At 43.9% G+C, this 22,186-nt stretch carries 16 protein-coding genes; 9 read left to right on the top strand and 7 right to left on the bottom strand.

Annotated elements, in window-relative coordinates; all coding sequences use genetic code 11:
- Window positions 1–12: 12 nt before the first annotated feature.
- Window positions 13–1,101, bottom strand: a complete 1,089-nt coding sequence (locus KHN78_RS21365; protein ID WP_210205306.1) for an MBL fold metallo-hydrolase — start codon at window positions 1,099–1,101, stop codon at window positions 13–15.
- A 248-nt stretch (window positions 1,102–1,349) separates the two neighbouring features.
- Here KHN78_RS21365 and KHN78_RS21360 point away from each other — a divergent pair, with 248 nt between their 5' ends.
- The 4 genes from KHN78_RS21360 (at window position 1,350) to KHN78_RS21345 (ending at window position 6,304) form a co-directional block, all read left to right on the top strand.
- Complete coding sequence (locus KHN78_RS21360) at window positions 1,350–2,738, top strand: spinster family MFS transporter (RefSeq protein WP_210205305.1); 1,389 nt, start codon at window positions 1,350–1,352, stop codon at window positions 2,736–2,738.
- Entirely contained in the window at window positions 2,731–3,822 is a 1,092-nt protein-coding gene (locus KHN78_RS21355) for a Rieske 2Fe-2S domain-containing protein (RefSeq protein ID WP_210205304.1), read from the top strand. The genes KHN78_RS21360 and KHN78_RS21355 overlap by 8 nt, the downstream gene beginning before the upstream one ends.
- A gap of 206 nt (window positions 3,823–4,028) precedes the next feature.
- Window positions 4,029–5,228: a ParA family protein gene (locus tag KHN78_RS21350; protein ID WP_210205303.1), complete on the top strand. Its 1,200-nt coding sequence runs from the start codon at window positions 4,029–4,031 to the stop codon at window positions 5,226–5,228.
- Window positions 5,228–6,304, top strand: coding sequence for a ParB family protein (locus KHN78_RS21345; RefSeq protein WP_210205302.1), 1,077 nt, complete (start codon window positions 5,228–5,230; stop codon window positions 6,302–6,304). The genes KHN78_RS21350 and KHN78_RS21345 overlap by 1 nt, the downstream gene beginning before the upstream one ends.
- A 443-nt stretch (window positions 6,305–6,747) precedes the next feature.
- On the opposite strand, the gene KHN78_RS21340 is transcribed toward KHN78_RS21345, so the two are convergent.
- From KHN78_RS21340 to KHN78_RS21320, 5 genes are read right to left on the bottom strand one after another with little or no spacing between them, the layout of a single operon-like run.
- Window positions 6,748–7,527 carry an SDR family oxidoreductase gene (locus tag KHN78_RS21340; protein WP_210205301.1) on the bottom strand — a complete coding sequence of 260 codons (780 nt, stop codon included), beginning with the start codon at window positions 7,525–7,527 and terminating at the stop codon, window positions 6,748–6,750.
- Window positions 7,528–7,549: 22 nt separating this feature from the next.
- Complete coding sequence (gene dmpG / locus KHN78_RS21335) at window positions 7,550–8,572, bottom strand: 4-hydroxy-2-oxovalerate aldolase (protein WP_210205300.1); 1,023 nt, start codon at window positions 8,570–8,572, stop codon at window positions 7,550–7,552.
- 10 nt (window positions 8,573–8,582) lie between these two features.
- Entirely contained in the window at window positions 8,583–9,485 is a 903-nt protein-coding gene (locus KHN78_RS21330; RefSeq protein ID WP_210205299.1) for an acetaldehyde dehydrogenase (acetylating), read from the bottom strand.
- Between the two features lie 46 nt (window positions 9,486–9,531).
- The gene (locus KHN78_RS21325) at window positions 9,532–10,329 is read right to left on the bottom strand and encodes a fumarylacetoacetate hydrolase family protein (protein WP_210205298.1); all 798 of its coding nucleotides are present in this window, start codon (window positions 10,327–10,329) and stop codon (window positions 9,532–9,534) included.
- A gap of 10 nt (window positions 10,330–10,339) precedes the next feature.
- On the bottom strand, window positions 10,340–11,308 hold the full coding sequence (locus KHN78_RS21320; protein ID WP_210205297.1) for a flavin reductase: 969 nt from the start codon (window positions 11,306–11,308) through the stop codon (window positions 10,340–10,342).
- Window positions 11,309–11,556: 248 nt separating this feature from the next.
- Between KHN78_RS21320 and KHN78_RS21315 the strand changes: the two genes are divergently transcribed.
- From KHN78_RS21315 to KHN78_RS21295, 5 genes are all read left to right on the top strand, one after another.
- Window positions 11,557–12,942 carry a DUF1329 domain-containing protein gene (locus KHN78_RS21315; protein WP_210205296.1) on the top strand — a complete coding sequence of 462 codons (1,386 nt, stop codon included), beginning with the start codon at window positions 11,557–11,559 and terminating at the stop codon, window positions 12,940–12,942.
- Between the two features lie 15 nt (window positions 12,943–12,957).
- Window positions 12,958–14,481, top strand: coding sequence for a DUF1302 domain-containing protein (locus KHN78_RS21310; protein ID WP_211919995.1), 1,524 nt, complete (start codon window positions 12,958–12,960; stop codon window positions 14,479–14,481).
- Window positions 14,482–14,723: 242 nt separating this feature from the next.
- Window positions 14,724–15,734, top strand: a complete 1,011-nt coding sequence (locus tag KHN78_RS21305) for a WD40/YVTN/BNR-like repeat-containing protein (RefSeq protein ID WP_210205295.1) — start codon at window positions 14,724–14,726, stop codon at window positions 15,732–15,734.
- A gap of 17 nt (window positions 15,735–15,751) precedes the next feature.
- On the top strand, window positions 15,752–18,157 hold the full coding sequence (locus tag KHN78_RS21300) for an efflux RND transporter permease subunit (RefSeq protein WP_210205400.1): 2,406 nt from the start codon (window positions 15,752–15,754) through the stop codon (window positions 18,155–18,157).
- Between the two features lie 671 nt (window positions 18,158–18,828).
- Window positions 18,829–19,905: a replication initiation protein gene (locus KHN78_RS21295; RefSeq protein WP_210205399.1), complete on the top strand. Its 1,077-nt coding sequence runs from the start codon at window positions 18,829–18,831 to the stop codon at window positions 19,903–19,905.
- 776 nt (window positions 19,906–20,681) lie between these two features.
- On the opposite strand, the gene KHN78_RS21290 is transcribed toward KHN78_RS21295, so the two are convergent.
- Window positions 20,682–22,103, bottom strand: a complete 1,422-nt coding sequence (locus KHN78_RS21290; RefSeq protein WP_210205294.1) for a coniferyl aldehyde dehydrogenase — start codon at window positions 22,101–22,103, stop codon at window positions 20,682–20,684.
- Window positions 22,104–22,186: the final 83 nt, after the last annotated feature.

Below are 22,186 nucleotides of genomic sequence, written 5' to 3'. Positions count from 1 at the left end.
GACCAATCTCCTTTAGGTAAGCGAATCAATAGCAAATGTCAGGCGGTAAGTTATCTCACCCTTATCTGCACTTATCTGTTTTTCTAGCTTTTTCTTATTGAGTAAATAGTTAATGTGAGCAGCTGTCTCTCCTAACGCCAACATGGTATTCATGGCATTCATTTCTCTAGAAAACAAACTCCGCATTAACTGATATAACGAACAGTCGCCTTGATCTTTTAGTGTGTCCAATAATCGATTGAGTCGTTTCTGATGCAAGGTATGCAGTTCTTTCGAGCGCTGCTGGATGCCAACGAACAAGCCACCGTGAGAGGGCAGCACCTGTGTATCATCGGGTAGCGCACTCAATTTATTCAATGATGCTAACCAACCACGCAGCGGGTCGGCATCAGGTTCTATTTCGTTCACAAAGATGCTACTGCTGATATCAGGAAGCAATTGGTCACCTGCAATCAACAATCCGTCCTGAGCATGATAAAGACAGATGTGCTCCGGGGAATGCCCCTCACCAATTATCACTCGCCAAGATCGCTCACCAATAGTAAACACATCACCCTCTCGCACGCGGCAGTATTTTGTTGGGTAGAGAGCGGACAAAGTGTCTTGTTCGACCATCGCCAGAATCTTATCAATAACCTCACTTGGCACCCCATGAGATAAATAGAAAGGGTTGAGCGTTTCCTTGACTCTTTTTTGTCGAGATTCGGCCAAGGTTCTCATCCATAAATATTCCCCAGACGTCATATAGAGGGGAATATTAAACGTCTTCATCAACCAATCAGCGAGGCTGGCATGATCATAATGAAAGTGAGTACAAATGAGCCCTTTAAGCGGTTTGTTCGCGAAACAGTCCACAGCGATACGAGTCCAAATATCTCTCACCTTGTCACTGGCCAGCCCAGTATCAACGACATACCAACCATCATTATCTTCCAATAGATAAACGTTTATGTGATCCAAACCTAAGTCCATTGGCATACGAAGCAAATAAATTCCATCAGAGACAGGAACAAGTACACCGAACTCCGTAGAGGCAAGAATATAGCGAAGCGCTTGCTCTTGAGGTTCGAATTTTACTGGCTGTAAACGCTCAATCGTCACGAAGTTTCCTCTCAAATTTATTCACCCAAATCGGCACGTTATCAAAATGTAAACAAACCTTGGATAAAGTAATACGTCCAAAAGGACGATGTTTAAAATTCCAAACACTCTATCTTCTATCTACAACAGACAGGCTCACTGACAGAAGCGCGTTCTTTTCGCTTTCCAATGCCGTGATCCCGATGATGATGTTTAAAACATGGCCCACCGGATCATTCCGGTGGCTTTCTTACGGATAGGAGAGAAGTATGATTCCATCATCAAATAACAACGTAAATTGGCGGACCCATACCACGTTGTTACTTCTCGCTCTGATTTACGTCTTTTCATACATTGACCGTAATGTAATAGCGATTCTCATTGAACCGATAAAACAAGAATTCGGCGCATCAGACACCATGATGGGGCTACTTTCAGGCCTCGCTTTTGCAACTGTTTACTCATTACTTAGCTTGCCGCTCAGCCACATCGCAGATAAAGGCGTAAATCGTCGTAATATGGTGGCAATTTGTTGTGGCCTATGGAGTATTGCGACGGTTCTTTGTGGTGCAGTACAAAGTTTTTGGACGGCGTTACTCGCACGAATGGGAGTTGCGGTAGGCGAGGCCGGCGGAATGGCGCCCTCAATTTCGATGCTCTCTGAGCTGTACCCTAAAAACCGTCGTTCATTAGTGATCAGCATATTCATGATGGGCCCGCATCTTGGCCTGCTGCTTGCGATGATCATTGGTGGTTGGATTGCGCAAGAATATGGTTGGCGTATGGTGTTTTTCGTATTTGGTGCCCCTGGCATTGTACTTGCTGTTTTGCTCTACTTCTTTGGTATAGAGCCAAAGAGAAGCACCGAAGCGACACAAGAGTCAGCTCAACCTCACCATTCACTGCGTTCGCAACTGTCTTCTATTATTGCTGCGCCAGGGTTTATCTGGCTCGCTTTAGGCTGTGCATTAGCAGGCACAGCCGGATACGGATATGTGATCTGGGCACCGACGTATTTAGTTCGTACTCAAGAAATGTCATTGGCGAGCGCTGGTTTGATTTTTGGCATTGCAAGCGGTGTCAGCGCCTGTATTGGCAGCCTATTTAGCGGAGTATGTTGCGATCGCTTAGTTCAAAAGCAATATCGCTGGCAGATACTATTCCCTATGCTAGGTATTTTACTGAGTTTCCCTGCTGGTATTGCGTTGATTCTATGGCCATCAGATCTCAGCATCGAGTTGCTCGGGTTCGCGATTTCACCTAGCTTCATATTTATTGCACTCTTCGCTTTCTTTAATTCATGGTGGCCTAGCTTGTCTTATGCGGCAGTCAGCCAAATTGTCGGTTCCAGTCAGCGAGCAAGTGCGGCCGCCTTACTCAATTTATTTTTAACCTTATTTGGAGCGGGACTGGGACCACTTCTTACCGGCGGACTAAGTGACTACTTTGGTGACAATGGCCTCGCCAATGCGCTCTTAGTAACATTCTCTCTATTTTTACTATCAGCATTCTTTTATCTGATTTCGTCTTTCAACTATCGACCAGTACAAGATGACGACCACTTAAACAAAGCTGCATCCCCTACTCTTTCAAATTCGCACAAAGCAGAGCCGAATATAACGGATACAAATTATCAACAAGGAGAAAATCATGGCTAAAACCGAAGACTACCGCCTAGGGGAATTTACGTTTCCAAGAGGCTGGTTCATGATCGCGACTTCTGAAGACATCAACCAACCTAAACCCATTGCCGTTCGATTTTTTGGCCGTGATTTTGCCCTATATCGAGGACGAGCGACTGGACGTGTTGTATTACTTGATGCTTATTGTCCGCACATGAAAACACATTTAGCCGCCGAAAATGATACTTCCTACGTCATCATTGACGGAGGTGGCACGAATATCGACGGAGATGGTATCCGCTGCCCATATCATGCATGGCGTTTTGGTCCAGATGGTAAAGTTGATGATATTCCTTACCATGATGGTCCAATCCCTAAAACAGCGTGTGTCAAATCTTGGCCAGTAGTGGAAAGCATGGGCGCAATTTGGGTTTGGTACGATCCAGAAAATGGCGATCCAGAATGGGACCACCCATCATTACCACAATGGGATGACGAAGCGTGGGTACAATGGAAATTTGATGACCTAGGCGAGCTTGAACAGCACCCACAAGAAATCATCGATAACATTTGTGATTACGGCCATTTAAGTCCTATTCACGGTTCTACCGTTCAACGTTATGAAAATGAATTTAAAGGCTACCAAGCGATTCAACGTCAATGTGGCCCGCATAGAACACTCGTCGGTGATGACGGCGTAAGCCCTGTCCTACACACTATCACGACCTACCATGGACCAGGCGTATTGCTGTCTAATTTGACAGGCTACTATGAGTCTGTCTTGATGATCACACATACACCAGTTGAGGATGGAAAGGTCCATGTTTGGCATGGGTTATTAGTCAAATCCCCAAGTGGAAAAGAAAAAGCAAGCGTCGAGGACACCATCTCCGCTCGCCAGTTTCAAGAGGCCAGTAAACTTGCTTTTGCGCAGGACTTCGAAGTGTGGACCAACAAAGCGGCGTGCTTGAACGGTCTTTTCCTACCAAGTGACGGTCCGTTTATGAAAGCTCGTATTTGGTACAAACAATTTTACAATCCAAGAGCACGCAAACAAGAATTCTTAGATAAGTGCGAGGGAGTCTACGTGCCAAAAGGGGCCACAGCCTATCACGACTAAGCGTCAAGGCCTTTATCGACTCCGATAAAGGCCTATTTCTAAACCATCCATACTTCATTTATCCATCCCCATCTTTTCCAAATCGCCCCCACCTCCACTTGTACAAAAGTTGCACACGTCTCGTTTTTTAAAATATCCCTCATTATTTACTACCACACTCAAAAAATAAGGGATATACTTATTGCGATTACGAGGTGGAGAAAGATATGGACACTCAACAAACGACAGCAACTTTTCAATCACTAAAAGATGGCGCGGATTCTTACATCAAACGCCGCAACCTACGTCTTTTAGCTAATCATCGCAAAGAGTTACGTAACTTTACTCGCGCAGAAGCTTCTACTTACTTAGGGATTGACGCAAAAACCCTAGATAAGTACGTCGCTGCCGCCAACATTGATCCGCGCCGACATGAAGACTCTCAGTGGAATATCGACATTGAAGAAATGTATCGTGTACGCGATTTGTTGCCAGAAGCCCTTCGTAAAGAAAACAAGTTCACCCGCTGCAACGATCAAAAGTTACAAGTTGTCGTTATCCAAAACCAGAAAGGTGGTGTGGGTAAAACAGTGTCCGCGGCGACCATCGCGTCAGGCTTAGCAACAGAGTTTCATCAAGAGTACCGCATTGGTCTAATTGATATGGACGGTCAGGCGACACTATCAATGTACTACGCTCCAGAAGCGGAACAAGAAGGCAACCTTTCTGTTGGCGATTTGATGATGCGTAACTTCGAATTGGATGAAGGAGAAACATTTGACCAAGCGGTTTCGGATGCTTTTCTTGCGACGACAATTCCTAACCTACGTATTTTACCTGCGTCCCAGACAGACCGAGCAATTGAAGGTTGGTTTCATGAGCAAGTGTTTAGCCACAAGCTTGCGTCACCATATTCTATCCTAAGCGATATTATTGACGCCGTTCGTGACGAGTTCGATATCATCATTATCGATACGCCTCCGTCTCTCGGTTACGCGACTTACAATGCTTACTTTGCAGCAACAAGCGTGGTATTCCCACTGTCTATCACTGAAAATGACATTGATGCGACCTGTTCTTATTTCAGCTATATCCCTCAAGTTTGGGCTCTTTTGGCGAACGCAAATCACCAAGGCTATGACTTCATGAAAATCATGTTGACTAACCATCGTGATAGCTCTACAACAACCGAATTGATGAACAGTCTTTACGACAATTTCGCACCTTATATCTACTCCAAAGAATTTAAACACAGTGAAGCCGTGCGTCAGGCATCATCACTGCTTTCAACCGTTTTTGATATGTCAAAAAGTGAATACCCAAAAAGTAAAGCCACTTTCCAGTCTGCGCAGCAAAATAGTTACGAGGTAACAAGTCAAATCTTGCGCGATATTGTGAATGTTTGGCGTGAACAGGAGCAAGCATAATGGCTAAAAAACGTGGTGGTAGCCCTCTAGGAAATGCATTAGGCTCAGCTGAAGCACAGCAAGCAGCAGCACAAGCAAACTTAAACTCGCTAACTCGACAATTAAGTAACGAGCTAGAAAAAAGTGGGCACTCTCCCGCTGAGTATTTGCAAAAACAGTTTGGTATCGAATCTGTCGGCCAAAGCATGACATGGCAACTCGCGTCTGGTGAGTCTGCGACATTTAGCGAAGTAACCTTGTCATACGAACAAGTTCGTGATGACACTTACGTCACTTTTGATGTGAATGGTCGCGATCAGTCAATGCTTACAAAGGAATCACTTCAAGATCTTAACTCTCTAGAATTTCAACAATTCTACCCTGCTGTGGGCCGAGAAGTTGAAGGAAAGCTAGATATTTTAGATGGTTCACGTCGTCGTGCTTGGTTTTTGTTGCAAGAGGGGAAAGTTAAAGAATTTCGTATCTTAGTAACACAAGACCACATCTCTATTGCCGATGCAAAAGCATTAGCCAAACAGCTACAAACGGCTAAAGAGCACAACTTACGTGAAATCGGTAAGCAATGCTTGGCAATAAAACAAACCAATGAGGGTATTACTCAAGCTGAAATTGCCGCTCAAGTTGGGTTGAGTCAAGCAGGTGTGAGTAAGGCCATCAAAGCAGCAAGTATTGATGACGAACTGGTAAAACTATTCCCGGTGGTGAATGCTCTTTCACATCCCGATTACACTTTGCTTGATAAGGTAATGAAAGTTTGTTCAAACCCGGATATCTTGTCGGTGTTCATTCAGAATATCGAGCAAAAGCTTGTCAATATTCAGGCTGAATATTCTACACAAGACCAAAAAGATGCCATTGTTTCTTTGATTAAAAATGAATTAAAGATAGAAGAAGAAAAACAAGAAAAAGAGAAAGCGGAAGTAACTACACTAGCCCAGTTCAGCTCTAAGAGCATGTTTGCTCGCAAAAGAGTGAAAGGTCGTAACTTCTCTTATGAGTTTTCTCGTTTACCGAAATCTCTTCAAGAAGAGTTGGATCGAGCTATCACTCAGGTATTGGATAATCACAAAGCATAGATTCTAGCTCAAGATAATGAACTCATAGCCAGTCTTTTATGACTGGCTTTTCTACACCAATATTTCATACCAAACGCAAATATCAAATATTCTGAGTAGTACAGAAAAATGCTATCGGGCAATATGCTACTTTCGCCCCATATCACCGAGTACGGCCAAAAAGCTTGGTTCAATGATAAAAACTTGCTTTGAAAACACAGCAAAAATTTGAAGACCTAAAATGACACCCATCTATCGAAAAATTGCATCTGTGACGACGATAGGCAGAACGGGCTCCTTTTGGGTTTAGCTTTTAACCAATGAAAAAGGCTGTTATTTCGAAAATGAAATAACAGCCTTTACTTTAAAACTCACACCCTGAAGCTCAATTCTCTGAGTTACCTGTAAACCTAGTGGTTCGTGTCAGACTTCGCGCCTAGAGGTTACTTGGTAAGATCAAAACATCAGAATTGCTTTGCACGCATCATCGCATCCATACCACCATCAACGAACAGGACACTGCCACTAATAAAACTCGCCTTATCAGAAACCAAAAAGGACACTGCATTAGCAATTTCTTCTGGTTGTCCGTTGCGGCCAATTGGCGCAACAAAATTTTTCACTGCTTCACCAAATCGAGGGTCATCTTTTGATGCTTGGTGTAGCGGCGTTTCCACAGCGCCGGGGGCAACAACATTTACACGAATACCCTTACTTGCAATAGAAACTGACAACTTACGAGCCCACGCCGTCACCGCAAACTTAGACGCAGCATAAGCTAAATGTGTTGATCCTGAAGCCTCTGCAAGACGGTTTGCTTGCTGTTCATCGAAATCAAACATGGCTTGGGCAAGATCTGCTGTTTCTTTTTGTTGATGTGTGGCTGCAACAGAACCAATAACAACCACAGATGCATTTTCAGATTCAACCAACAATGGCGCTAAACCATCAACCAGTTCAGTAACACCAAAAAAGTTAACACCAACTATAAGAGAGGCAGATGGCGCTGTAACCCCCACACCAGCACAACAAATGATACCGTCAAGTTGACCATCACAAAGACGTTGCGTTTCATCTATCGCAGATTGACGACCTACCTTAGAAGATAGGTCTGCTGCGATACGAGTAAATTTACCGTCAGTCTTTTGGTCAATACCGATAATGCTATGCCCCTCGGATTCCAACATTCTACAAACTTGAGCACCGATTCCTGATGCTGAACCTGTGACTGCAATTGAGCCCATAACTACTCCTTAGTTTCATTTCTCACGCTGATTGTCTTGCCATCGTCATTGCGGTGTCATCAATCATATCTTCCTGGCCGCCAACGGTGCCTTGACGTCCTAATTCCATCAAAATGTCGCGTGCTGGAACCCCAAACTTAGCTTCTGCTCGTTTGGCAAACAACAAAAATGAGGAGTAAACACCGGCATAGCCAAGCGTCAACGCATCTCGATCAATTCGAATTGGCTGCTCCATAAATGGCGTCACAATATCTTCAGCCACATCCATTACTTTGTACAGATCAACACCATGATGGATACTCATTCGATTAAGTACTGCCACCATCACCTCCAGTGGTGTATTGCCTGCCCCTGCACCGAGGCCTGCGGAAGACACATCAATACGTATTGCCCCAGCATCCATGGCAGCAAGCGAATTGGGAATACTCATTCCCAGATTATGATGACCATGAAAACCGATTTGGGTATCAGGCTTAAGTGTATCTCTCAGGCGAGCGATACGCGCAGTCACGTCCTCCGGCAGCATGTATCCGGCAGAATCCGTACAATAGATGCAGTTTGCACCATATGATTCCATAAGCTTTGCTTGTTCCACTAATGCTTCTGGAGAGGCCATATGCGCCATCATCAAAAAGCCAACGGTGTCCATCCCCAACTCACGAGCAAGCCCAATATGTTGCTGAGAAACATCAGCTTCAGTACAGTGTGTCGCAACGCGAATGGTGCTAACCCCTAAGTCATGGGCCATACGTAAGTGATCTACCGTCCCGATACCTGGCAGTAACAGCGCGGATACTTTAGCTTGTTTCATCTTTGGAATCACTGCACTTAAGTACTCTTCGTCCGTATGTGCCGGAAAACCATAATTTAAGGAAGAACCACCTAAGCCATCACCGTGTGTCACCTCAATCAAAGGGATTCCGGCATCGTCTAGATTCGTCGCCACAGCAATCATTTCATCAAGGCTGATCTGATGGCGTTTCGCATGCATGCCATCACGAAGTGACATTTCATGCAAGATCACTTGTCTATTGTCTAAATCCATGGTGTGCTCCTTACACTGCAACGGATGATTCAATTTCTGACAACATATCAACAGCAAGCATTTCAGCTGTCTTTGCCGCTGAAGCCGTCATGATATCTAGATTGCCCGCATACTTAGGTAGGTAATCTCCTAGCCCTTCCACTTCAAGAAAAATAGACACTTTATTACCATCAAAAATAGGGCCGTTTTTGAGCGTATATCCAGGTACATAACGCTGAACCTCTTGAATCATTGCATTCACTGACTCGGTAATTGCAGCTTGATCGGGCGTGTCTTTCGTCAAGCAATGGATCGTGTCACGCATGATTAACGGCGGTTCTGCTGGATTAATGATAATGATCGCTTTACCTGATTTTGCTCCCCCGACCTCTTCCACGGCTTGTGCGGTAGTTCGAGTGAACTCATCCACATTTTGTCGAGTGCCTGGCCCAACCGAACGAGAAGAAACGGTAGCAACAATCTCGCCGTACTCAACATCTTGCACTCGAGACACCGCCGCAACCATCGGTATGGTCGCTTGCCCTCCACACGTAACCATATTGACATTCATTATTGAATTCGGCAGTTTCTTTAAATTCACAGGAGGAACACAATAAGGACCTATCGCAGCAGGTGTCAGGTCAACCATCACCACACCCTGTGCATTCAGCTTACGAGAGTTTTCTTCATGTACATAAGCAGAGGTCGCATCAAAGGCAATCTTTATCTCGTCTTCTTCGACATGGGGAAGCAGACCATCCACTCCCATTGCGGTGGTTTTCAATCCAGCTTCTCTTGCTCTGGCTAACCCCTCGGATTGTGAGTCAATCCCGACCATCCAAACGGGTTCGAGCACCTCACTTCGTAGCAGTTTGTACAATAAATCTGTACCAATGTTACCGGAACCGATCAGAGCACATTTGATTTTATTCATTTGTCATTCCTTTGGTTTTTCCAATTGCATTGCTGAGTTTGAAAAATCACGCAACAAAACTGATACTTGCTTTCCCTAGCCCTTCAATTTCCATCTCAAAATGGTCTCCCGGATGGGCATCGATTAAAGGAGCTAATGCGCCGGAAAGTATGATTTCTCCCTTTTTAAAAGGGATACCATACTCCCCTAGCGTATTCGCCAACCAAGCAACAGCTTGAGCTGGATGACCTTGCACAGCACTACCCTGCCCTTGCACTGCCAACTTGCCATTGTGATAAACTTTCATCTGTGCCTGAGCTAAGTCGATCGTGTTTGGATCGACTCGAGATTCTCCAATCACAAACACGCCGCACGATGCATTATCAGCAATCGTATCGATAATGCTGATTCGCCAATTTTCAATTCGTGAATCGACGATCTCAAAACATGGTGCAACCCATTCCGTTGCCTCTATAACTTGTTCAGCAGTGACACCTGGGCCAATCAAATCTTGTTTTAGGCAAAACGCAATCTCCCCCTCAGCGCGAGGCTGAATTAACTTTGCTTGCGTTAAGCTCACCTTTGCCCCGTTGTCGTAGTGCATAGTGTCGGTGAGAAAGCCAAAGTCAGGTTGATGTACATTTAACATCTCCTGAACGGCTTTACTGGTCACCCCAATTTTTTTACCTATTACAACTTCACCGTCTTGTTCTCTTTTCGCCAATGCATACAGAGACATTTGGTACGCATCATCAATGCTGAACAATACTCTTTCATGGTTTTCAACAAGTGGTTTTATCGTTTTTCGTTGACGCAATGCTTGATATAACTGTTCGCCAAACTCTGCTATGTGATTATCACTCATGCAACACTCCTTAAGATGCGTTCGCCCATAGATCTGGCAATCCTGGGTCGGTGTGTTGGATTAAACGTTTCAGTATTACTTTTAGCGCTTTTACATCCCCCTCACCCAATTCTGCAATCAGTTCTTCTTCGATCACTTTGGCTTCCGAGATATGGAGCAATGCCGCTTTGTGGCCTTTCTCAGTAAGAACGTATCGCTCTGAATCTTGTTTAACTGCACCAAGAGAAACCAACTCAGCCATGTGCTCAGAAGTAATTTCCTGCCCGGCATAATCCACATGCGCATTAATTTGCTCTAATGAAATATCCTCTTGAATCGTTAGTACCGACAGCACGAAAAAGTGTATTGCTGTCATGCTTTCGGCACTGAGCGTCTTTTGTAATTTTCCAAGCATTTGAAAATGAGCTCGTCCCAACAGATATCCGAGTAGATCTTCACTATAACTGCATTCCAATGCCTCACTTGCTGACGACAACTTGAGTTCTTGCCAAGGCTTTTTTGCTGTCACTGCATACTGACCGGATTGAAACGCTAGCGGTGGCAAGTCTTGTTGGTCAAAAGCGATCACTTCACCGATAAATATAATGTGGTCACCACCATCATACGTAAATGCAGTACGGCATTGAAACCTTGCTGTACATTGCTTGATGAGTGGAGCGTCTGAAACACCATTGTCGAGTTCCAACCCCGCAAATTTATCTTCGCCTTTGGAAGCAAAACGGTTTGAAAGAGATTGTTGATCCGCCGCTAGTACGTGCACATTCCAGTGCGTTGATTCTGTAAATGCCGGCACGCTCATTGCCGTTTTGGCAAGGCTCCAAAGCACCAAAGGCGGGTCTAGTGACACAGAGTTAAAACTGTTTGCGGTAAGGCCGACAGCATGTCCCTCGCCATCACGAGTTGTGATGATCGTGACACCCGTGGTAAATGTGCCCAAAGCGTTTCGTAGCGCTTTCGGATCGATATGCGATTGCTTCATCAGCTCTTCCTTTCTACAAAAATGAGTTGTATTTCACCTTGTCATTATTGAAAGGAAGCGTGCTCACTCCATCGTCAATACGGACTACAGAATCGCGTGACAAGACTTTGTGAATAGTCCCAATAGACGATTCACCACACCTGTGCTTATAAAATAATCAACATGTGAAACTCAAACATAAACACTTCGATGTACTGATTTGCGGCAACTGAGCAAAGTAAACAGGTGAAGGAACACAGGAGAGAAGCATGAAATACCAAAAAGGATTCCCCGCGCTATTAGCCAGTATGCTGCTGATTCCCTCAACATCCGTTTTGGCGAAAGTCTCAGCAGACGAAGCAAGTAAACTGGGTAAAGAGCTGACATGTACCGGGGCGATAGCAACTGGTAATGAAGATGGGACAATCCCTGCGTTTTCAGGCAAATGGTTAGGAAAGCCGGACCACGTCGAATATGAACCCCATGTTGGCCAACCGCTCGTTGACCCTTATAAAGACGAACAACCTTTGTATGTCATTGATGGGAGCAATTTTAATCAATACGCTGACAAACTAACTCCAGGCCAAATGGCCATGTTTAAGCAATATCCGGATTCATTCAAAATGCCCATTTACCCTGGGCGCCGTGATTTTCGTTACCCAGATGCGGTTTGCATGACAATGAAAAAGAACGCCGTTGAGTCTGAACTGATTGACGATGGCTTCGGTTTTACGGGTTACAAAGGCGCCGTACCTTTCCCAATTCCAGATCTCAACCAACCTATGCAGGTATTTGCCAACCAAAACTTTCCATACCGACCTTACACGTACAGTACTGTTCGTGATGTTGCGGATGTAAGCTCATCAGGGTCAATCGCATGGGCGCGCACGTTAAACGAAGGCCTCAATGTAACGACCCATCCAGACGAAGTTGGCAAACCAATTGATGGTGTGATGGCGTATAGCTTTGTTTCTTCTATTCTACCTACGCGTAAAGAGGGCAATGCAACCGTTACTTCCGAGCCCGTTAACTTCAAACGCGGTAAACGTCTTGCCTGGACCTACAATCCAGGAACACGCCGAGTAAGACAATTACCAGAATATGGTTTTGATACGCCTTTAACCGGTACATCAGGAAAACTCACATTAGATTCAGATCGCCTAATGAATGGGTCGCCAGAGCGTTATGAATGGAAAGCGTTTGAACGTCGTGAAATGTTTATTCCAGCGAACGCTTATCGCGTCCATCAAGACGATGTGAGCTACGATGCTCTGTTAACCAAAAATCACGCCAACCCAGACTTTATGCGTTATGAATTACGTCGAGTATGGATACTCGAGGGGCAACTAAAAGACGAATATCGTCACAAGTACGGTCGACGAGTCATGTTTATTGATGAAGATACTTGGCATGCCGTCGCTGGCGATTTTTACGACACTCGTGGTGAGCTTGTCCAATATGCATACATCAACTATTACTACGCCTTTGACGCTCAAAGCTATGAAGCGGGTTCAAGCTTTTATCATGACTTGAAAAGTGGTGGCTACGTTGGCTACAACCTTTTCCAAGAACGCGGTGCCGCACCGGTTCTCAATAAGGGTAATTACACAGCTAACAACTTCACACCGGCAGCGCTACGCCGTTTAAGCCACTAATTGGAGAGTGACATCGTGAAAAAGACTAACCATTATAAAAAGTCCGCTCTCTGTTTGACTTTCATTGCTTCAAGCTTACAAGCTGCCGAAACCATCAATCTAGGTGATGAGGTAACGCTCGACTGGAAAGGGAATGTAACTTACTCCGCAGCGATGCGATTGGAAGACCCCGACCCAATACTGGCTGCTAAATCATCGGGTGACCGTAACTTTGACAAACACGATATGACAGCAAATGGCCTCTATTTATTGCTCGAGGGGCATCTACGTTGGAAAGATTATGGTTTTGTTGCCTCAGCAAGTACTTTCTACGACCATGTTTATCAAAATGACAAGTTTTCTGCTGACGCACAAAAATACCACGGAGGTTATACTCGACTGCTTGATTTCTATGGTTACACTGCGTTTCCTTTTGGTGAGTATGGCTATGCAGATATACGCGTAGGTCGTCACGTTGTCGCATGGGGCGAGGGACTCTTCTTTCCAAGTATATCTCTAGCTCAGGGCCCAACGGATGGGATTAAAGCGCTGGTACCCGGAACAGAAACCAAGGACATTTTGCTTCCAGAAGACCAAGTATCGATGCAGTTAGAGGTCACTCCGGAACTGTCGTTGCTTGCACACTGGCAATTCAACTGGCAAGAAACGTTGGTTCCTGAGCCTGGTACCTTTTTTAGTACTTCAGAAGCGGTGGGGGAGGGGGCGACTTGTTTAACTCAAGCACCCGGTGAGCCATGTGTGGTTGCTTCGCGTGGTGCCAATATAGAACCTGGAAAAACAGAACAGTGGGGTATAGGAACACGTTATCGCGTCACCGATGTTTCTGAAGTTGGCCTATTTTTCCTTAACTATTCTGACCGTATTCCTATGGTGAACCTTGACCTAAGCAATATGTTTATTGGTCAATTACCGGAATACAACATTGTCTACTTTGACGATATCAAACTCTATGGTCTGACTTACTCAACAAACGTTGGGATAGCCTCTATCGCTGCTGAAGTTTCATATAAAGATGGCGCACCGGTGCTCGTTGGTACCGCGCTACCAACTCGCGGTGAAATCCTGCAAACCAACTTAAACACCATCGTCAACTTTGGTCGAAACGCGCTGGCCGAATCTGTCACGCTAACCGCCGAGATTGCTTATGTCGACATCATGGATGCAGACAAACGCAACATGACTGGTATTCCTGATGGTATACCAAACCCCGAAACCAATAAGCTCTATTATGATGACCATAGCTTTGCAGGAGCGGCATCCTTAATTCTATCCTATCCAAGCTTTACTGAGGGGTGGGGGTTGTCCGTACCAATTGGATATAGTGGTCAGTTCAGTGGTCGCACCATTACTGGTGGCGTAGGTGGCGAAGGCGATCACCGTGCTCGAGTAGGAGCAGAATTGACCCATAACCAAACGGGTATTCAGCTAGCATTACAATATGTTGGATATTTTGGGAACCCGGATGTCGACGAACCCGTCAAAGAGCGTACGCTAAGCGATAGAGACAACCTTTCCTTTACTGCGAAGTACTCATTTTAAAAAATCCAGGAGGCAAATTGCCTCCTTTTTTATACACAACATATTAGCCAAATAACATCGTTAGAACATTTTCCACTTTGTTCTTCACGCCCTCCAACCAATGTTCAACCTGTATCTCCAAAACCTAGCCCGTTTGGACGATGCCGACAATTGGTATGAACCTCTATAACTACTCACTATTGTTGCGCATTAAACACTGCGCAATCGAGAATACCACTCAAAATATGACTACGAGGTGGCATATGAAAAAAAGGACGACCACATCAATTGCGTTCGCTTTGTCGCTTATTATGGCAGCAGCAGGCGGCATCGCATTTGCGCCAAGGATCACAGAACCCCTTGCACCAACCCAGCTACCCATCAACAACATGATCATAACCAGCGTTGAACAATCAAAACAAGGGCTAATAGCTGCAGGTGAACTCGGCCACATATTGATATCAAAAGACAACGGCCAAACATGGCATCAAGCCAATATCGACAAGCAAAGGCATGCGCTTATCACTGATCTCATTTTTCAAGATGATTTGTATGGTTTAGCCATTGGTCATGAGGGCTGGATTTTGCAAACATTCGATGGCGGAGAAAACTGGCAAGAAGTCAGCTTTGGCAGCCAGCACAGCGTTCCTCTCTTACACATTGCTCAAATCACACCCGAACAATGGATTTCGACAGGAGCTTATGGTCTGACTCGCCTCTCCATTGATAATGGCAACACGTGGACAGACATCCCAGCGCCAGCCCAAACAGATTGGCACTTGAATGCCATCGTCGTTCCCACCAACAGCGATACAAGACTGATAGCAGGCGAAGCTGGGACATTACTCAGGTCCACTGACAAGGGGGACTCGTGGCAAATGATTTCGCCTTTCTATGATGGTTCATTCTATGGTGGCGTTCACCTTGGCAATCAGTCATGGCTTGTATATGGCATGCGCGGCAATATTTTCCGCTCCGATGACGATGGGCTAAATTGGGACAGAGTCAGTTTCGATTTCCCCATTTCATTTTTTTCTCATATCTCTCTACCCAATGGTGAATTGGTTTTAGGAGGGCAGGGGGGCTTATTGATTTCGTCTATCGATAACGGGATGTCTTTCAATCTTATTCGCCGCGGAGGCAGAGAGGCCATCACCGATATCGTTCAGCTTAACAATGGCGATTTTCTGCTTGGTTCAGATGCAGGTGTGATTCATTTCCCTACGGCAAGCAAAACCGACATCGCTTATCAGTCGACCATCATCAACCAATGATTGAATTCGGAGCTACCATGCCAACACAACCCCAAACTCGCAGTCACTTATTTGTTGATACGCTAGGTCGACTGATCATTCACTGGCGCTTTCCTCTTGCCATTTTTTTCTTGGCCCTCACTCTGCTTCTTAGCTATACCGCAACCAAAACTCGATTCGACCCAGGCTTCACCAAGTTGATTCCTATTAAGCATCAATATATGGAAGCGTTTCTCGAACACGCAGATAAGTTCACCGGTACCAACAGAATCATGGTGAGCTTAACTTGGAAAGGCGAGGGTGACATTTATAATCCCGAATTGCTTTCCAGACTCAGAAAAGCAACAGACAGTGTCTTCTTTACACCAGGAGTCAACCGCGCCACGGTACGCTCACTCTTTACGCCTGAAGTGCGCTATCTTGAGGTTACCGAATTTGGGTTCATGGGAGACGTCGTCATTCCATCTCGCTTCACGGCAGATAAAGCAAGTCTTGCCCAAGTTCGTAGTAATGTTGCAAAGTCTGGTCAAATTGGCAATCTCGTATCCAATGACATTAAGTCAGCAATGGTACAGGCAGAACTCCTCGATTTTGATCCAGAAACCGGGCAAAAAACCGATTATGCTGCCGTAGCGAAACACCTAGAAAATATTCGACAAGAACTATCCGGTGCGGGTGTCGATATTCAAATTATCGGCTTTGCGAAAGTGATGGGCGATGTTATGGATGGCCTGTCAAATGTGCTGATGTTTTTCGCTATCGCCTTTGTTGTCACGTTGCTGCTATTGTGGCATTACACGATGTCGATAAAACTGACCGGCTTGATTGTGGCAGTCGCATTACTCCCTGTCATTTGGCTACTCGGTACATTGCCTCTTATCGGCTATGGTATTGACCCGATGTCATTATTGGTGCCATTCCTCATCTTCTCCATTGGTGTTTCTCATGCCGTTCAAATGACGAATGCATGGAAGCTCGATGTGTTGGCTGGCGTTGACAGCAAACAAGCTGCGATTAATGCTTTCCGACGCTTGGCGATTCCAGGCACTGTTGCACTACTTGCAAATGCACTTGGGTTTATGGTGATCATGGTTATCGACATCCCTATCGTACATGAACTGGGGGTCACCGCTTGTCTTGGTGTAGCGATGATGATTATGACAAACAAAATGTTCATGCCTATCATATTGTCTCACCTTAGCTTAGAGAGTATGGCTCTTCGCCATAGTCCAGAAAAAAGCAAGCAAAGCGCATTTTGGTGGTCAGTATCCTCTTTGGCAACCGCTAAACCCGCAAAAATATCTGTCGCGGTGATGCTTGTTTTACTTGTGGCAGCAACACTGCAATCACGCAATTTACTCACTGGCGATATCGGCAACGGCGTACCCGAGCTACACGCCGATTCACGTTATAACTTAGACAATCAAAAAATAGTCCAAGATTATTCCATTGGTATGGATGTTTTATCTGTCTATTTGGAAACTAAAAATCAAGAAGAAGCGTGTCTAAATTGGGACATTATGAACGCGGTATCTCGCTTTGATTTTCATATGCGAGGTGTAGATGGCGTGCAATCTGTGGCAACGACCGCTGGTACGGCAAAACGCTATGTGTCAGGAAATAATGAGGGGAACCCTTTATGGCGCACTCTTCAGCGTGATTCAGTCGCCCTGCGAGCAGGCGCCCAAGCGGCTCATCCTCAAATGGGTTTAAATGATAACGGTTGTCGCACGATTAATATGATGGTTTACCTTGATGACCACCAAAGCACCACCTTAAATCACGTCATCTCAGAAATTCAAACTTTCATACAAAATGAGAGCCTCCCAGATGCGGAGTTCCGTTTACTTGGTGGTAATGCGGGAGTTGCCGTTGCCACTAACGAAGCCGTAGAAAAAGCAGAAGTTCAAATCCTTATATCCATTTTCTTAGCCATTGGATTGTTGTGCTGGCTTACCTTTAGATCATTTATCGCGACGCTGTGTGTCATTTTACCGCTGATGTTAGTATGTATTATGTGTAATGCGCTGATGGCGACGCTTGGTATTGGCCTAAAAGTTGCCACCTTACCGGTCATCGCACTAGGTGTTGGAGTCGGAGTAGATTACGGCATCTATATTTACGAACGAATGCAACACGCACTCAATAGAGATGTTCCACTACGAGAGGCTTTTTATCAGTCAATTCAATCTCGAGGAATTCCCGCAATATTTACTGCGGTAACCATGTCTATCAGTGTTGCCACTTGGGCTTTCTCTTCCTTAAAGTTTCAGGCAGATATGGGTGTCCTACTCGCATTTATGTTTTTAGTTAATGTGCTTGGCGCCATCCTAGTCCTGCCAGCTCTGGCTTATCTATTTGGTGCAAAAGCAGTGGTACTCAAACCTAAAGAAGCTAAAGAAAAAGAGATCAAGACTCGCTCAGCGCAAGAGTCATTTCGCTAAGTGAAATCGGCACTAAACGATGTCAGTTCTAAACTTAAATGCAATTTCAACTAGAACGTTCTGCACGTAGAGACCAAATAATCACATTGTAGAACCATTGCGGCGGGGGATATTCACTCCCGCTTTTTTTTCCCCTCATACAGAATAAAAATAAAATGACGACGAAATAAAACACTACCTATTTCCGCCTCCAATTACTTGTTTCAGCAATCCATTCACTTATGAATATTGTCATTATTCACCCTGAATATTGACAACATTTATAATGTCATTCGATTAAATTTCGCACCGTTCATCCGATATCATCGTTAAAGCCACGTGCATAAATTTCAATCGCTCGCCCTTAATAAACAGTATTCCTCATTAATCCGTCACTCGTAACTAAACGACTCATAACCACGTATCACGGAGGCTTGAACATACTTGCTCTACGTTACTTGTTTTAGGCTTAGAAAGATTCGAATGTCACAATCTAGGTATTTTAAACTGTGTTTCACGCATTTAGCGCGCAAAAACCTTAAAAATCAGGTGAATAATACGATAGATAACTTTCAGATAAACAAATGTCACAGAAAGCACATTTATAAGTGACATAATTTAGGCTCTGTGATGTATCCTCACCTAAAATATGTCACAATACCTAGATATTGTTAGTTATGAAGCAAGAAAACATGAGTTCAGAGCCATATTACTACCCAGTTGTCAGTGATAACCTACCAAAACACATCAAAAAAGGTCATCAATTAGTCTTCAGTCGCCAAGACCTGTCCGCACGAGAGGCCGATATGTTTGCCCTCATGATTGCGCACATGCGACCAAATGACTGGGAAACCAGTACTCCTCATTATGAATTCACCTCTCATCAACTCTCTGAGTGGCTTAACGTCGAATCTAAACACATTGGCAGCAACTTAAGTCCTGTCGCTAACCGTTTAGCAAGCCGCAAAGTAGGTATCAAGATTGAAAATAAGAAAGGCGATACTGAATTTGACTATCGTCCACTGTTCAAACACATTGCCTACAAAAATGGTGTGTTGACTATGGTGCCAAACGACATGCTTAAATCAGAGTACATCGAATACAATCAAGGTTTTGCACTAATCAATACTCGCAATTTTTTCAATGTGAAAAAAGAGTATTCAAAGCGTTTATACGAACTTTTAAGCCGTTTTAAAGACAAGGGCTTTGAGATGCATACCCAGAAGTTAGACGAACTTAAGGGAGTATTCGGCCTTCTAGATGAAGCAGGAAAACTCAAAAAGGACAAAAGCTCGTTCAAAAATAACAGCGTATTCATGAAACGTTGCATCAGAGAGTCCATCAAAGAACTGTCTGAACATCCTCAAATTGGTAAAGAACTTCTATTCCTTGAAAACGAAAAAGGGGACAAAGGTTTTGAGCTTATAAAAAAGGGCAAAACCATCGTTGGCATTAAGTTTCTCTTTCGTTGGTTAAAACTGGCAACAATAGATGACTTTAATCAACACGAAGCATTACTGAAAATCAAAGAGCTTGAACTAAAACGCATTAATGGCAACACCCGCCTGACAGACAATGAACTAGAAGTACTTGCAATGTCATACAGAAGCTTAGGCAGAGAAGAACATGCACAGAAAGTAGAGCAGAGCTTGGCAAAAAGGCATCTTGAACAAAAAGAGCAACAAGCCTCGACTCAAACTCAAGAAATTGATGATCTAATTGATAAGATCGACACATTGCTTGATATCAATGACAACCCAGACTACTAAACATGACAAATTTTAGGTGTTTCTTTCTATAGGAGACATTTTTTAGGTGTTACGGTGTGATAGATAACTCATTTTAGGTGTAAGACGCTTACTATCATTCATTCGCGTACACAAAATCATCAATTCTATCGAATTTGTATCTGGTGAATAATATCGACAACCGAGAATCGCTCACAACTCGTGCAAAAACAAACGAATTACCTAGATCATGTTATCTATTAACCTAAAAATGGATCATCTATACCTAAAAGATGTCTGGTTTATACCTAATAAACGATCAATAGCACCTAGAAAGAGATCAATAACACCTAGATCATGTTATTTATATACCTAAAAAAGGATCACAAAACCCAATTTATCTCTTATTAATCATAAGGTTACACGTGCTATAGGTCTTATAGATCTCATAGTTAAATATAGTGATCATAAGATACATAGATCTATATAGTCTCTGTGGATAAGTGGAAAATCAAAGATTTACACACTAACCCACAGACATTTCAATTTTTTGTATTGATTGATTTTCTACAACCCCAATCCTATCCACTGTAAGGTGGTCAATAATATTCGCTAACAATGGCTCTATGCATGCTCAGATTGAATTGTTTTTATGATCATATACATCATGAAGCTTCCGTTATAAAAGCTCATAGAATGCGTTACAGAAAAGGATAAGTAGAGAGAAACAGAAAGAGTGGATTACGAACAACGGATGATAAACAAGAGTCATATCCCCAAGCCACACAAATCGATACAAGGTAACTTGGGTGATAATGTTATTCAGAGGTAATTTGAGATTTGATCATAGTATGGAAGTCTTCAGAATAGGGAGGCAGTACTCCCCACTCTCTGCGAAGATCAACACTTGGTGCATGAAATACCGTTTTTAAATGACTAAAAGCCAAAAACCCTTCTTTTCCATGATAATGTCCTATACCAGATTGGCCAACGCCTCCAAAAGGAGCATCATGTAAAGCGGCATGCATCAATGCGTCATTTATCGTTATGCCTCCCGCTCTAACATATTGAATCAATCGATCTTGTTCCTGTAGATCCTCTCCAAAATAATACAGCGCGAGAGGATTTGGCCTGGAATTAATATCATCAATCACATCATTTAGATCTTCGTAAGTTTTTACGACAAGCGCTAAGCCGAAAATTTCATCCATCATAATTTGTGTATCAGATGGTGGGTTGATCACCAAGGTTAAAGGCATTCTTCTTTCGGATGGTTCGTATTCTTTATGACTCCGCTCAATATGAACACCACGTACTTCAACTTCTCTGAGATAAGCTTGAATTCGTTGATAGTGTCCTTGGTTGATAATGGGGACAAGATCAGAATTACCAACAATGCTTGGGTAACAACGTCTAAATTCAGTGTTTATTTCTTCAATAAAAACATCCAGATATTGTGATGGTACATAGACAATATCTGGACTGATACATATTTGCCCCCCATTTGTGCCTTTTGCAATGGCAAGTTTATGAGCGGTTTGAATAATATCAGCTGAGGAACTTACGATAGCAGGGGACTTTCCGCCTAACTCTAGTGTTACCGGTGTCAAATTTTGTGCAGCTGCGGCCATGATTTTTTTGCCAACAGATGGGGATCCAGTGAATACCAAGTGATCAAAAGGAATAGCACAAAACGAACGACTCATATCAGCATCACCAGTAACAATGCTTACCCAACTCGAATCTAAATGTTCGTTGATTAATTGTTCTATCGCTGCAGCTGTTTTTGGAGTGTGCTCAGATGGTTTGAGGATAACTCGATTACCGGCCCCAATCGCGCACGCTAAAGGACTTAACAGTGTATAGATCGGAGCATTCCATGTCCCCATAATGCCAATGACACCTTTGGGTTGATAAACCACTTCCGCACGAGCACCGAGTTGGTCATAGGGGGCGATCATTGCCCTTTCTTCAGTGCTTATCCATGAAGCGAGATTATCGCGCGCGTGCTTTAGTGATCCTAACGAGCCTAAAATATCGTTCATCATTGAAAACGTTTGGCTACGGCCACCAAAATCCTCCTCCATCGCTTCTGAAAGTGGTTGATAATGATTAACCAGCAAATCGATAACTTGTTGTAAAACTGCTCGTCTTTGTTCTACTGTGCTGTTTGGGTTGTTCGTATAGCTAAGCACTTGCTGGTTATGTGTGTGATGAAGGTGATTCAATTGTTCTGACATCCATTTCTTCCTTTTATCATTGATTCTCGTTGAACGGATCAATAAAACAGCGATGCGGCAAACCTTGCCAATTTACTATTTAA

It is taken from the genome of Vibrio sp. B1REV9 (assembly GCF_905175395.2).
GTDB classification, from domain to species: Bacteria; Pseudomonadota; Gammaproteobacteria; order Enterobacterales; family Vibrionaceae; genus Vibrio; species Vibrio alfacsensis.
Note: the sequence above shows the minus strand (reverse complement) of the source record. Positions and strands in the feature narration are given on the sequence as shown.